The sequence below is a fragment of the Ohtaekwangia sp. genome (genome assembly GCF_036786105.1).
Taxonomy (GTDB): Bacteria; Bacteroidota; Bacteroidia; order Cytophagales; family Cyclobacteriaceae; genus Ohtaekwangia.
Genome location: NZ_DAIQRQ010000047.1, coordinates 1 through 13482, shown reverse-complemented (window position 1 = coordinate 13482; position 13482 = coordinate 1). Strand labels below are relative to the sequence as shown.

At 46.8% G+C, this 13482-nt stretch carries 13 protein-coding genes; 7 read left to right on the top strand and 6 right to left on the bottom strand.

Annotated elements, in window-relative coordinates:
* Positions 1-66 precede the first annotated feature (66 nt).
* Positions 67-780 (top strand): pirin family protein, encoded by a 714-nt coding sequence (locus tag V7Q33_RS17110; protein WP_331981165.1) that lies wholly within the window; start codon positions 67-69, stop codon positions 778-780.
* Positions 781-792: 12 nt separating this feature from the next.
* Here V7Q33_RS17110 and V7Q33_RS17105 read toward each other — a convergent pair whose 3' ends face one another.
* Complete coding sequence (locus V7Q33_RS17105) at positions 793-957, bottom strand: hypothetical protein (protein WP_333820594.1); 165 nt, start codon at positions 955-957, stop codon at positions 793-795.
* Between the two features lie 302 nt (positions 958-1259).
* Complete coding sequence (locus V7Q33_RS17100; RefSeq protein WP_333820593.1) at positions 1260-1496, bottom strand: hypothetical protein; 237 nt, start codon at positions 1494-1496, stop codon at positions 1260-1262.
* 359 nt (positions 1497-1855) lie between these two features.
* On the opposite strand from V7Q33_RS17100, the gene egtB reads away from it, so the two are divergent.
* Genes egtB through V7Q33_RS17075 form a run of 5 tightly spaced genes read left to right on the top strand, consistent with a single transcriptional unit; the run spans position 1856 to position 7381 of the window.
* Positions 1856-2998, top strand: a complete 1143-nt coding sequence (gene egtB / locus V7Q33_RS17095; RefSeq protein WP_333820592.1) for an ergothioneine biosynthesis protein EgtB — start codon at positions 1856-1858, stop codon at positions 2996-2998.
* A 3-nt stretch (positions 2999-3001) separates the two neighbouring features.
* Positions 3002-3970: an L-histidine N(alpha)-methyltransferase gene (locus V7Q33_RS17090; protein ID WP_333820591.1), complete on the top strand. Its 969-nt coding sequence runs from the start codon at positions 3002-3004 to the stop codon at positions 3968-3970.
* A gap of 41 nt (positions 3971-4011) precedes the next feature.
* Entirely contained in the window at positions 4012-5430 is a 1419-nt protein-coding gene (locus V7Q33_RS17085) for an ATP-binding protein (RefSeq protein ID WP_333820590.1), read from the top strand.
* Between the two features lie 6 nt (positions 5431-5436).
* Positions 5437-7098: an FAD-dependent oxidoreductase gene (locus V7Q33_RS17080; protein ID WP_331981182.1), complete on the top strand. Its 1662-nt coding sequence runs from the start codon at positions 5437-5439 to the stop codon at positions 7096-7098.
* Between the two features lie 10 nt (positions 7099-7108).
* The gene (locus tag V7Q33_RS17075; RefSeq protein WP_331981185.1) at positions 7109-7381 is read left to right on the top strand and encodes a UBP-type zinc finger domain-containing protein; all 273 of its coding nucleotides are present in this window, start codon (positions 7109-7111) and stop codon (positions 7379-7381) included.
* 15 nt (positions 7382-7396) lie between these two features.
* Here the strand turns inward: V7Q33_RS17075 and V7Q33_RS17070 are convergent, their stop codons facing one another.
* From V7Q33_RS17070 to V7Q33_RS17055, 4 genes are all read right to left on the bottom strand, one after another.
* Positions 7397-7519 (bottom strand): hypothetical protein, encoded by a 123-nt coding sequence (locus V7Q33_RS17070; protein ID WP_333820589.1) that lies wholly within the window; start codon positions 7517-7519, stop codon positions 7397-7399.
* Between the two features lie 276 nt (positions 7520-7795).
* Positions 7796-9286: a glycine betaine ABC transporter substrate-binding protein gene (locus V7Q33_RS17065; RefSeq protein WP_333820588.1), complete on the bottom strand. Its 1491-nt coding sequence runs from the start codon at positions 9284-9286 to the stop codon at positions 7796-7798.
* On the bottom strand, positions 9283-9996 hold the full coding sequence (locus V7Q33_RS17060) for an ABC transporter ATP-binding protein (RefSeq protein WP_331978252.1): 714 nt from the start codon (positions 9994-9996) through the stop codon (positions 9283-9285). Before V7Q33_RS17060 ends, V7Q33_RS17065 begins: the two co-directional genes overlap by 4 nt.
* Positions 9997-10065: 69 nt before the next feature.
* Complete coding sequence (locus V7Q33_RS17055) at positions 10066-11685, bottom strand: tetratricopeptide repeat protein (protein WP_331978250.1); 1620 nt, start codon at positions 11683-11685, stop codon at positions 10066-10068.
* Between the two features lie 385 nt (positions 11686-12070).
* Here V7Q33_RS17055 and V7Q33_RS17050 point away from each other — a divergent pair, with 385 nt between their 5' ends.
* The gene (locus V7Q33_RS17050) at positions 12071-13408 is read left to right on the top strand and encodes an amidohydrolase (RefSeq protein WP_331978248.1); all 1338 of its coding nucleotides are present in this window, start codon (positions 12071-12073) and stop codon (positions 13406-13408) included.
* The last annotated feature ends 74 nt before the right edge of the window (positions 13409-13482 follow it).

The window sequence follows — 13482 nt, the reverse complement described above, 5'->3', positions numbered from 1 at the left end:
CTGCTATGGTATAATCTATTTTTGTTACGGTATCAGCATATGTTGTACTAAAATTTAACCCCACGAATGATGATGTTCCAGGTATATAAAGCCAATGAACGCGGTGTGAAAGATCAGGGCTGGCTGCTCAGTAATTTTACTTTCAGTTTCTCCAGTTATGCGAATCCCGTGCGCAGCGGTTTCGGATTGCTACGTGTATTGAATGATGATTATGTAAAGCCCGGAAATGGTTTCGGTATACATCCGCACATGAATATGGAAATTATCTCTATCATGCTGGCCGGTTCTATGAATCACATCGATACGCTGGGCTATAAAGAAGTAGTAACGAAAGACTGGGTGCAGATCATGAGCGCAGGAAGTGGCCTTCGCCACGAAGAACACAACGTAGGCAATGATGACGTGAACTTCCTGCAGATATGGATAGAGCCGAAAGTACAGAATATATCACCACGCTATCAGCGCAGATATTTTCCGGAAGAAAAACGTCTTAATATACTTACCACTATAGTAAGCAACGAAGAAGGCCAGCACCATTGCTGGATCAATCAGAATGCAAAATTATCGCTGGGACATTTTGAAAAAGGCAAAAAACATCGCTATACGCTAAACCCGGTGAACAAAGGTATATTTGTGTTCAGCATCAATGGGGATATCGTGGTAAATGGAGAGAATATCGGCACACGCGATGCTATTGGTCTTTGGAATACAGACACAGCAGAACTCAGCTTTCAGAGCGAAAGCCGTGTATTAATTATCGAAACGCCTATCAATCCCTGAGTGTTTATTCGCTTAGCGCGAAACAATCACATCCTGCGTGCTGACCGGAAGCGCTTCGGTAATTTTCAGTTTATATGCCGGGCGATCGACAACACACGCCTGGAACAGGTGTTCCCAGTTTTTCATGTCTTCATACAGCCAGGCAAACAATTCATCCGTTTCAGTTTCGGATGCCATGTGCCGTGCATACTTCCGGCAAAGAATTAAATAATATGTTTCGTTCACGGGGAAGGTTTTTAGTATCAGTCAAAGTCGCACACGTTTTGATGATGCCGTACAGCCTGATCAGCCATGTTCCGGTATACCTTACGAAGGTCTGATACATTTGTGAAACCGTGATTACGGCCACATTAAGAATATAAAAAAACTCACGCCAACCGTACCTGTTATCGTATGATCAGCGTGAGCATTTGGTTGTAAGACCAGAGATGTCAGCCGTGCATTACAAGGTGCATGCAGCCGGTGACACGGAACGGTTATTAATCCAGTACAACTTTATCTTTCTTTCTCGCTTTAGCAGTTGCTGCGCCTGGCGTAGCAACTTTCTTTGCCTGCTTCTTCACTTCACTGCGAATGCGACTTGAAAATTTACGTGCTACTTTATCGAGCAACTTTTTCGTTTTTTTAGAAGGCGATGCAATAGCATATTTACTCAGCGCCTGGTTCATTGCTTCTTCAACCGTCAATAAAATCTCTTTCTTCAATACTTTTTCCATGATGCAGGTATGGGTTTCGTTTTTCGGCCTCAAAAGTACTCTATGTTATTTGAATGTTAAATGAGTTAACAAAAACTTAATATTTACTATTTGTAAACTAAATTGCCGCTTAGTAAACACATAGCCTCTGTATGCTCTTATTACAGGATTCTAAAACACCAGTTGATCAATCACTTGGGGAAAAATGCTTTTGAAAATCGTGTTGAAGCATGCATACAGTAAGGAGAAACTATAAAACAACGCGCTTGCCGTGTTGGATTAGTGTTTACTTGCAGACTTGTTGAGCTGGAATAATTTTATACACCCCGAACCGGTATTCTACCTGTTACAATACCGTGGCTTAATTATACTGTTATTGCATGAAAGACCGCTATACCACCGTACGGACGCTTACTGAAAAAATCTGTGCCCCGCTTCAGACGGAAGATTATGTTGTGCAGCCCATGCCCGATGCCAGCCCTCCGAAATGGCACCTGGCCCATACAACCTGGTTCTGGGAAGAATTTATACTATCAAAGTATATACCTTCCTATCAGCGCTTTCATCCGCGTTATGCCTTTTTGTTCAACAGTTATTACGAGAGTGTAGGCGAACGCGTGCTGCGGCTTCATCGTGGAAATATGTCGCGGCCTACCGTTGAGGAAATACTGGCCTATAGAGCTTACGTTGACAAACACATGCTCCTGTTTTTAGACGCTATGCCAACAGAAGCGGCAAGCCTCGTGGAACTGGGACTTCACCACGAGCAACAGCACCAGGAATTACTCTACACCGATATCAAATATATACTGGGCCACAATCCGCTGTTTCCCTCCTACCGCGATGATTTTCATGAGACGGCTTCTATGGAAAACGATCACCGTTTTACTACGCTCCCGGATGGGCAGTATGCGATTGGCTACAACGGAAGCGATTTCTCTTTTGATAATGAACATGCATATCATACCGTTCATCTTTCATCCTTCAGCATCCGTAAGAGCCTTGTAACCAATGGCGAGTACATGGAGTTTATGCGTGATGGCGGCTACAACAATCCATTGCTCTGGTATAGTGATGGCTGGAGCTGGCTGAAGGAAAAAGCAATAGACAGTCCGTTGTATTGGCATCCGTCCGGCGATCGGTGGCAACGCTACGCACTCTCCGGACTTGAGCCTGTAAACCCGGATGAACCGGTTACACACATCAGCTTTTACGAAGCCGCTGCTTTTGCCGAATGGAAGGGCATGCGTTTACCCACAGAGTTTGAATGGGAAGCAGCAGCCGGTACATTTACCTGGGGCCAGCGATGGGAGCATGTAAACAGCGCCTACTTGCCATACCCGGGGTATAAAAGGCCTGCTGGTGCTGTGGGTGAATACAACGGCAAGTTTATGATCAACCAAATGGTATTGCGTGGCGCTTCGGTGGCAACACCTCCCGGCCATGCGCGTGTAACGTATCGTAATTTCTTTTATCCGCAGCAGCGCTGGCAGTTCAACGGCATCAGGCTGTGTAAAAAATAATACATGACTATAACTGATTCAAAATATACAGAGGTTATGCACGCCGTGGAAGCGGGGTTTGCCAAACATCCCAAAAGGCTGCCAAGCTGGCTTTTTTATGATGAAGCCGGTGATAAAATTTTTCAGGCTATTATGCACATGCCTGAATACTACCTCACATCGTGCGAATACGAAATACTGCAATCGAACAAAGACAAGCTATACCAGTATTTTTCGAAGCATGATGATGCCTTTGATCTCATTGAACTGGGTGCCGGCGATGGATTAAAAACGGAAATTATACTCCGCCACTTTCAAGATCGCAAAGCAGCCTTTCGCTATATGCCAATTGATGTTTCTGCTACCGTGTTGAGTTCGCTCACACATCGGCTCGCAGATATATTACCCAAGCTTGTCGTGCACCCGGTAAACAATCGCTATGACGCAGCACTCCGCACGTTATACAATGACGATGTTAACCGGAAGGTATTTTTATTTCTCGGGGCAAACATCGGTAACTTTGATCCGCACGAAGCTGAGAATTTTGTTTCCATGATTGCATCGCGCATGCGCCAGGGTGATCAACTGCTGATCGGCTTCGACCTGAAGAAAGATCCTCGACTCATACAGGCGGCTTACGATGATCCGCACGGCATTACACGGCAGTTCAATATGAATTTGTTGATACGCCTTAATCGCGAACTGGGTGCCACATTTATACCCGATCAGTTCCGGCATTATCCCTGTTACGATCCGGAAACGGGCATGACCAAGAGTTACCTGGTGAGCCTCCGCGCACAGGATGTATACATTGCTGCGCTGCAAACTTCTGTACACTTCGATCGCTGGGAAGTGATTCACACCGAAGTATCACAGAAATACGATATACCGATGATTGAAACGATAGCGGCCGCCTCGGAACTGGAGATTGTAGATTTTCTGTATGATTGCAAGCATTACTTTTGTGATGTGTTGTTCAAAAAGAAAAACTGAACATCGCACAGGCTTCTTCTTATAATGTAGTATATTTTCTTATGGATATTGTCGCCGCGCTCAAAAGCGTTCCCGAATTTAAAGACCTGGATGAAAGCCACTTGCAATGGCTGGCCGAGAAAGGCTCAGTAACAACGTGGAAAGATGGTGATTATCTTTTCCGCAAAGGCGATACGATCGATGCCATGCGCATTCTCTTCGCGGGCGAAGTGGATATTTACCGCGAGCAGGCCGGCAATGTACGCTACCTCGGCACGGTAGAGAAAGGCGAGATCACGGGCCTTCTGCCCTACTCGCGTATGAAATCGGCAATGGCCGATGGCATTGTTTCGGGCGATGCTGTGGTTTATAGTTTGCATCGCGAGTGTTTTCCAGAGTTGCTGCGCGACCACGGTGCCCTTGCCGAGATACTGGTACATGCCATGATGGACCGTGTACGCGACTTTACTCAACAGCAACAGCAAGACGACAAAATGATGGCGTTGGGTAAACTTTCAGCCGGACTCGCGCATGAGTTGAACAATCCTTCGGCTGCCATTGTGCGGAGTGCACATGAGCTGAAGCGACACCTTGGCAATCTTCCTGAAAAATTCAAACGCGTTATCAAGATACAAGCCACCGAAGAAATGGTGGATCAGGTAAATCATTTTGTATTCTCGCGCATAGCTTCCAACAACGGGCACTCCACGTTGTCGTTGATGGAGAAGAATGAAAAGGAAGAAGAACTGATCGAATGGCTTGAAAGCAATAACCTTGACGATGTATACGAGATGGCCGAGATCTTTGTGGAGTTCGGCATCACCCTACAGGATCTCGATTCGCTCAATACCATTCTGCGCCCGCAGGATCGTGCGGCAGTCTTCAACTGGATTGTGCAGACTTTTACAACGGAAAGGCTGGTGAACGAAATTGAAGAAGCCTCCAAGCGCATCAATGTGCTGGTAACATCGGTAAAAAGCTACACGCACATGGATCGCGCCCCGGAGAAAGAACGTGCCGACATCAGCACGGGTATACGCAACACACTCACCATGCTCAATCACAAGATCAGGAAGAACCAGGTAAAGGTGATTGAAAATATACCGGCCGATCTGCCGCGCGCCTGCCTCTATATCAGCTCGATGAACCAGGTATGGACGAACCTGATCGACAACGCACTCGATGCTTTGGAAGGAAGACCTGATCCCGTATTGGAGATCACGGCCGAGAAAGATCGCGAGTTCTTACTCGTACACATTATCGATAATGGCCCGGGTATACCGGAAGAGATACAAGACAAAATATTCGATTCGTTCTTTACGACTAAACCCGTAGGCAAAGGTACAGGCCTCGGCCTGGAAGTAGTACGCCAGATTGTGCTGCAACATGCCGGCCGGGTAACCGTAAAATCAAAACCCGGGCGTACCGATTTCTCTGTATGTATACCCATTGAAGAACGTAATAGAAAAGAAGTGAAGTAAGTAAAGATGAAGAAACCGATACTTTTTACATTAGATGACGACCCCCAAGTGTTGCGGGCTGTAGTTCGCGACCTGCGCAATGCGTTTGGAAAAGATTTCAGAATCATGAGCACTACGTCAGCAAAAGAAGCACTGTCTTCGCTAACGGAGTTGAAGAATAAAAATGAGTCTATCGCGCTGTTCCTCTCCGACCAGCGTATGCCCGAAATGCTGGGCGTTGATTTTCTGCAGCAGGCTAAAGAAATTTTTCCGGAAGCAAAACGCATACTACTCACCGCCTATTCTGATACAGAAGCTGCCATCAAGGCAATCAACGAAGTGCAGCTGGATTATTACCTGATGAAACCGTGGGACCCGCCGGAAGAAAGATTATTCCCTGCACTCTCGGATCAACTGGATGAATGGCAAAGCAGTCATGTTCCGGATTTTAATGGTATACGCATTGTAGGATACCAGTTCTCGCCTCGTTCACACCAGATTAAAGATTTTCTCTCGGGAAATCTTATACCTTACCAATGGTTCGATTACGAATCGAATACAGCAGGGCAGGATCTCGTTGCTCTGAACAACATTGAAGCAAAAGATTTACCGGCTGTCTTTTTTGAAGACGGATCGTTTTTACTCAACCCTGAGATACAACAGGTCGGAGAAAAAACCGGTATGCGCTCGAAAGCATCGAAGACCATGTACGATGTTACCATTATCGGTGCCGGTCCTTCGGGACTTGCTGCTGCGGTATATGGCGGCTCCGAAGGATTGACAACGGCTGTAATCGAGAAACGTGCTCCGGGTGGACAAGCAGGCACAAGCTCACGCATTGAAAATTACCTGGGCTTCCCCAACGGGCTCAGCGGTTCCGATCTTTCAAGACGTGCTTTTTCTCAGGCTACCCGATTCGGTGTCGAATTTCTGTCACCACAGGAAGTGGTGAGTATATCCATTCAGGATCACTATAAAATTGTTCAACTTGCCGATGGCAGCACGCTGAACACAAAAAGCGTGATCATTACCACCGGTGTTGATTACCGCACGCTTGAAGCAGTCGATATAGAACGCTTTACCGGTGCTGGAGTATATTACGGCGCAGCTACTACAGAAGCACATGCCTGTCGCCATAATGATGTATACGTTGTGGGAGGTGGTAACTCTGCAGGCCAGGCTGCCATGTATCTCGCCAATTTTGCGAATCGCGTGTTCATCGTAATCCGCAAGAAAGATCTCACGGCAACAATGTCCAAATACCTGATCGACCAGATCGCAGCAACAAAAAATATACATATACTGCCTGAAACAGAAGTACGACAGGTATATGGAGACGATCGTCTTTCTGCCATCGACATTGAAAATATAGCGACTGGTAAAAAAGAAAAAGTAAATGCTGCAGCGTTGTTCATCTTTATTGGTGCACGTCCGGTTACCGACTGGATCACGCTCGATATCATTAAGGATGAAAAAGGATTTATTGAAACCGGTCGCGATCTCCTGAAATATGAGTCGTTCAAAAAAGCCTGGAAGCTTAACCGCGAACCCTACTTACTGGAGACGTGCAGCCCCGGTATATTTGTAGCTGGCGATGTTCGTGCCGGTGCCATGAACCGTGTAGCATCGGCAGTAGGTGAAGGCGCCATGGCAATCAAGTTTGTACATCAATACCTGGCCGAAAATTAACCTCCTGTATATGCTGAAAGAAGAATTATGTCCGCACCTTGAAAATCTTCACAGCCTGAAGAGAGAAAAAGAACATGTATGCGAAGAGTGTATCAAGACCGGTGATGCGTGGGTGCACCTCCGCACCTGCCAGACTTGTGGTGTAACGCTGTGCTGCGATGCCTCTCCCAACCAGCACGCCTCCCGCCACGCTCACACTGCGGGCCACCCGGTAGCGATCTCTGCCGAGCCGGGAGAACAATGGGCATACTGCTATGTGGATGAGCAGATGGCATTTTATTGAAATAGCTGCGAGCTGTTAGTTATGAGCTGCCAGAAGTGTAAAGGTTGAGAGTGTTTTACTTCGCCATTCATTAATCGGTGTTCCTTGTTCAATATTCTTGAAATAGCTGCTGGCGGCTGCAGTGTTTGACTTCGTCATTCGTTACACGTAATTGTTATCAGGGAAGCTTTCAGGAGAGTCCATTAACAGTTAACCTGTAAACAATCTGTCGGAAATAATTTGGTTTCCACGAGTTCCAGATTAACGAATGATGAAGTAGCGTACACCACCCTCATGCAAGTCCAGTAGCCAGAAGCCTGCAGCCTTTTAACATTGAACAAGGAATATCGATCAACGAATGCAAGAGCAACCTGTACTTACTCGTGCTCACCTCTTCCAGTGGCTGGAAGCTCGAAGCTGGCAGCTATTTTTTCTTCACCCGATCTTCTGCCGAAGATGCTTCGGTATTACGATTAGTTCTATAGCTTCAAATACAAGTTCAAATACAATAGCAAGCAATGCTGCGGGCATAGCACCGGTCAGGATCATGGATGTGTTGTTCAGGGCAAGGCCGGTAACTATATATTCGCCAAGACCGCCGGCACCAATGAAAGCTGCCAGCGTTGCCGTGCCTATATTGATTACGGCTGCCGTTCGTATACCAGCCAGAATCATGGGCATGGCCAGCGGTATCTCTACATATCGCAACCTGTTCCGGGTATTCATTCCCATAGCGACCGCCACTTTTTTTAACATCGGGTCTACCGTAAATAATCCAATCATTGTATTGCGAAGGATTGGCAACAGTGCATAAAGAAACAATGCAATCACCGCCGGCATCATACCAATACCGGCCAGCGGAATCATCAACGCCAACAGGGCAATGGAGGGAATCGTCTGCAATATACCGGTGATGTATAGCACTGCTTTCGCCAGCCACGCGTATCGGTACAGATATATACCCAATGGCAACGCCACCACAATGGCAGCGATCAGCGCCAGCAACGTAAGCTTAATGTGCACGCCCGCTTTTTGCAACACCTGCCAATCATTTCGAGCGTCAATGGGAGAATTATTGATCAGTTTCGCTGCAATCAAAAACTGCTGCGCGATTTCGCGATGACTTTTATGATTGAACAGCGCCTGCGCATTCATCCGTTGCATCGCAGTATCGGTTATAGTACCGGTAAGTTTTGCCAAAAGTGATTTTGCCTTTGCCGGTAAAGATGCCCGGTAAAAAGAGACTGCTTTATACTCCGGAAAGAAATGCTCATCGTCATCCAGCACTTTTAAATCATACCGCGCTATCTCACCATCGGTGGAGTAAGCATCGGTAATGTGTATGGTCTGCTCGCGAAGAGCCTGGTATGCCAGACCGTGTTCAAGACCCACCGGCTCCTGGTGAAGATGATAATGCGCTGCCAAATGCTTCCAGCCATCGTTCCGCTCCAAAAATTCGTAACTGATGCCGGCTTTCAGCTGTGGATAATTTACAAGGTCAGATATAGCATTCATCTGCAACTTGTTCGCCATGGCTTTTGTCATAACCAAAGCGTATGTATTGTTAAAACCATACGGCTCCGAGATGGCGAGCTTAAACTTCTCCTGCAGCATTTCCTGTATCTGGCCCATCGTGAGTGAGCGGTCTTGCTTCAGTATCTCCATGGCAAGTGTTCCGGTATATTCCGGGTACACATCAATAGCCTCTGTGCGAAGGGCTTCAAAACTCACGGCCGTTCCGCCAAGATTGAATTTGCGTTCTACGGTATAGCCTCCGTCTTCCAGTATCAGGGCAATCATCTCACTCAAGATATACCCTTCGTTGAAATGCTTCGCTCCTACCCGTATCGGCTTGTCTTGTGCATAAGCAGGTATAGCAATTGAATTGCAAACGAGCCACAACGGGAATATATACCGGCACATCATGCGGGATTGAAAGTAGCCGTTAATACTTTGTTCAATGCCTGTTTGTCACCGGACACTTTTATACTGCCTTCTTCCAGCCAGAGAAAATAATCGGCGAGTATACGTGCCTCCTCCCAATCGTGCGATACCAGTACAAGGGTGCGCGGTTCGCTGCGTTGTATGGCGAGCAGGTGACTGTATATACCATGCTTCGTCTCCGTATCGAGAGAAGCGAACGGTTCATCCATGAGCAAAACCGGAGGCTCCAATACCATCGCGCGACAAAGACCTGCACGCTGTTGTTCTCCACCCGAAAGTTGATATGGATATTTATCCAGATGTGCTGCAGAGAGCTGCACCATTTCCAGCAGATGCAGCACGCGCCTGCGAATACTATCGCCTGGCCGGTGTGCGATCTTGCCGGGCAACGCTATGTTTTCGTAGATCGTGAGGTGGGGAAATAAACCCGTATGCTGCACAACGTATCCCAGCTTCAGTCGCAATGCTTCGATGGTGCTATAGCTGATCGGCTCACCAAAAAGTGCAATGCTTCCGCGATCCGGTCGCACCATACCGTTAATAACTTGCAGCAAGGTAGATTTACCGCTGCCGCTTCGCCCCATAATTACCGTTACTTTATTGCGGGAAAACGACCATGATATACCGGCGAGAACAGGCTTCGCGGAAAAGCTATGGGCAATGTCGGTAAGTACAATAGGATCGGCTGTCATCCGCTCGAATTAGTTTTCCCTAAAGATATACAGCCATCATCAGAAAGCTATTGTCTGCAGGCGATTCTTCTAGGCGCTTGCAGGTGTTTTGCGCATTGCGCCACGTGTATCGAGTCGGTTAATGAACTCGTCCAGCGATTCATTTTCCGAAAGGTTTAATCGCTTCTTGAGCCTGTAGCGCGATTGCTTCACACTATCGGGAGAAACTCCAAGCATCTTGGCGGATTCTTTTAATGATAAATTCATACGTAACAATGCCGCAAGTCGCAGCTCGGCAGCTGTAATGTCCTGATATTTATATCGCAGCATGGCAAAGAAATTTGGATATACTTCTTCGAACGCGTGTTTGAAGTTCTCCCAGTCTTCCTGCGTAAGGATGTTGGATTCGAGTATACGATTGAACTTCTCGATCTGAACCTGCTCATCGGGCTGCACATTGGCAGCCTCCATCTCCTTCGTCATCTTTTCCAGAAGCTCGGATTTTTCAATCAGACTTTGTTTCAGAAAATCGAGTTGTTGTTCTTTTTTCTGCAGCTGGTACTCATTTCGCTCAAGCTGCCTTTTGCTTTTCAGCTTCTGGCGGTTGTACACCAGCAAACCGATGATCAGCAATAATATACCGGCAACCAGAAAGGTATTTCTTCTGAACAGATCAGCCTGGTGCTGCTGCTGCAATAATGTGATCTCGGCCTGCTTCCGGTCAAGCACGTGCAAATGATTCAGCCGCTGCATCTCGCTTATGTTCTCGGAATTTTCAAGGCTGTCTTTCAACGCGTGATACAGTGTCTGGTAGGTGTAGGCTTGCTGATAATCCTTCTTCATATCGCTCGCCTTCATCGCCTTCTCATAATTGTCAGCCAATGCCACTTTGTAATCGATGCTGCGCGCAATTGCAATTCCTTTTAATGCAGCCTCCAGGGCTTTATCAGGCTGTTGCCTCCCTATATATACATGGCTGATGTTTACATACGTTTCGGCCTGGGTAGCTTTATCATCCAGCTCCGATGCTATTTTGAGCGCCTGATCATGATACTGCAAAGCCTTGTCGTACTCCTTCTCGCTAAAGTAAAATTCACCGGTAAGATTGAGCACGGTACCACTAAAACGTTTATCGTCAATCTCCCGGCAGATGGCAAGAGCACGCTGGTAATTTTCCAACGCGAGCTTACGCTTCCCTTGCCGTTGGTATATCTCTCCTATATTTGTAAGCGCACGCGCTATACCTCCTGTATAGTTTCTTCGTGTCCAGATGGCCAGCGCCTTGTTGAGATGTGCGAGTGCTTCTTCGTTTTCGCCACGATCACTATACACCAGCCCCATGTTGTTGTTCATGGCCGCAATAGCTGTGGAATCATGAAGCTCCTCATATATATTAAGCCCCTGGAGTAAATAGTCGGTCGCTTTTACAGCATCCCCAATGCGGTTATACAAAGCAGCAATGCGGCTATAGGCTTTCGCTTCGCTGACCTTTCGGTGAAGTTTGCGTGCAAGCTCAACAGAAGCCTGTGCTGTTTGCATGGCTTCATCGGTGTTGGTTTTAGATTGTTCACTTATTAACGCAAACAAAGTGTTGAGACGTGTAGTGTCTTCAGGAAGTGTTTGAAGAACCGCCTTCAGGCTGTCTGCTTTCGAAGACTGCGCCGATACATCTATACTTACTCCCGGCAAGCCCGACAAACAAAGAAGCATGCATACATGTAGAGCAAGCCTGCTGTTTGTATTCAGCGATCGATGTACAGGCACAGATTTTACCGCGGATGTTAACCTAATTTTCAAAAACAACATATTGTGAATTTAACTTCCGAAAGAGCTTGTAATTAATACAGGATACTCTTTCCAAAGCATCAGAAAAATATGACAATGGTTTGGCAATGCCACCATGGACGCAGAAAAACATCTGCATCGCGACAGGGTAAGTATAGAGGGGCTAAATAACGACTGTAAATTTCTTTTTCAAAATGCGAACCGAAAAAAAGTTTAATCGTGTATATTGCCGGCATCCTTCTAGAGCTTACACCACCAAAGCTAACAGGTGTTTTACTTAATCTCATTTTTTCCAGCTCTATCTTTTCTTATGAAAGTATTATACATTATCATTTCCCTGTTGCCTGTAGTAACATTTCTGAATGCCCAGCCCAGGTCTGCCGCTGTAAAACAGGTTGAAGACTATACTACCAAACAGTATACATCGCTCGAAAAATTATACAGGCAGCTACATGAGAACCCGGAGCTCTCCTTGCACGAAGAGAAGACTTCCGGCATAATGGCAAGAGAGCTGCGCACACTTAACTTTGATGTAATCGAAAAGTTGGGAGGTCATGGTTTGGTTGGTATATTCAGGAACGGCAAAGGCCCTACTGTATTAATCCGTACCGATATGGATGCACTGCCGCTGGAAGAAAAGACAGGCCTTCCCTATGCCAGCACAGCACGCGGCGTTAATGCAGCCGGAGCCAATGTACCTGTGATGCACGCCTGCGGTCATGATATACACATGACTGTGTTCGTTGGCACAGCACGCGCACTGACTGCTATTCGCAAGCAATGGAAAGGAACGCTGGTAATGGTGGCACAATCATCCGAAGAAAATGGATTTGGCGCTGACCTCATGTTCAAGGCCGGGCTATATGACAGTATACCTACACCTGACTACGCCATTGCACTTCACGATAACGCTACACTCGAAGCTGGCAAGATCGGCTATCGTGCCGGAGCCTTTATGGCCAGTGTGGATATGATGAACATTACCGTGCATGGCAAAGGCGGCCATGGTGCAGCACCGCATACTACGATCGACCCGGTTGTGTTGAGTGCCGAGATGATTATGGCTTTTCAGACAATAGTAAGTCGCGAGATCAATCCGCTGGAGCCGGCGGTAATAACGGTGGGTTCGATTCACGGTGGTGCTGTACACAACATCATTCCCGATGAAGTAAAACTACAACTCACGCTTCGCTCCTATTCTCCCGAAGTGCGACAACAAATTATTGCTGCTATTCACAAAAAGAGTGAACACCTCGCGTTGCAGGCAGGTTTGTCACCAGATAAATTACCGGAGATCACCATCAACGAACCTCAAACCCCTGCCACCATCAACGACACCGATCTCACCAACCGACTTGTACACGTGTTCACGCAACAATTTGGAAAAGAAAATGTAGTAGAGATTCCTCCGGCGATGGTGGGCGAAGACTTCAGTCGTTTTGCTTTACAGGATAAGAAAGTACCGATATGTATGTTCTGGCTGGGCGCTGTTGATCCTGCGCTGGTAAAAAAATCGAAAGAGCAGGGAACCGCTTTGCCATCTTTACACTCTTCTACCTTTGCGCCACTGCCCGAGCCCACGATCAAAACCGGTATAGCGGCGATGAGTGGAGCTGCATTGAATCTCTTTGGGTCCGTTATCCGTTAATCGTTATCCGTTACAGGTTAATAGCTATCATTTTTGTTTGGCACTTTTACATATTGTATGCAATCAGGTGTTCC

Bases quoted from the DNA above. Each gene is read 5' to 3' on its own strand.
- V7Q33_RS17110 (WP_331981165.1), top strand. From the start codon at position 67: ATGATGATGTTCCAGGTATATAAAGCCAATGAACGCGGTGTGAAAGAT.
- V7Q33_RS17105 (WP_333820594.1), bottom strand. From the start codon at position 957: ATGGCATCCGAAACTGAAACGGATGAATTGTTTGCCTGGCTGTATGAA.
- V7Q33_RS17100 (WP_333820593.1), bottom strand. From the start codon at position 1,496: ATGGAAAAAGTATTGAAGAAAGAGATTTTATTGACGGTTGAAGAAGCA.
- egtB (WP_333820592.1), top strand. From the start codon at position 1,856: ATGAAAGACCGCTATACCACCGTACGGACGCTTACTGAAAAAATCTGT.
- V7Q33_RS17090 (WP_333820591.1), top strand. From the start codon at position 3,002: ATGACTATAACTGATTCAAAATATACAGAGGTTATGCACGCCGTGGAA.
- V7Q33_RS17085 (WP_333820590.1), top strand. From the start codon at position 4,012: ATGGATATTGTCGCCGCGCTCAAAAGCGTTCCCGAATTTAAAGACCTG.
- V7Q33_RS17080 (WP_331981182.1), top strand. From the start codon at position 5,437: ATGAAGAAACCGATACTTTTTACATTAGATGACGACCCCCAAGTGTTG.
- V7Q33_RS17075 (WP_331981185.1), top strand. From the start codon at position 7,109: ATGCTGAAAGAAGAATTATGTCCGCACCTTGAAAATCTTCACAGCCTG.
- V7Q33_RS17070 (WP_333820589.1), bottom strand. From the start codon at position 7,519: ATGACGAAGTCAAACACTGCAGCCGCCAGCAGCTATTTCAAGAATATT.
- V7Q33_RS17065 (WP_333820588.1), bottom strand. From the start codon at position 9,286: ATGATGTGCCGGTATATATTCCCGTTGTGGCTCGTTTGCAATTCAATT.
- V7Q33_RS17060 (WP_331978252.1), bottom strand. From the start codon at position 9,996: ATGACAGCCGATCCTATTGTACTTACCGACATTGCCCATAGCTTTTCC.
- V7Q33_RS17055 (WP_331978250.1), bottom strand. From the start codon at position 11,685: ATGCTTCTTTGTTTGTCGGGCTTGCCGGGAGTAAGTATAGATGTATCG.
- V7Q33_RS17050 (WP_331978248.1), top strand. From the start codon at position 12,071: ATGAAAGTATTATACATTATCATTTCCCTGTTGCCTGTAGTAACATTT.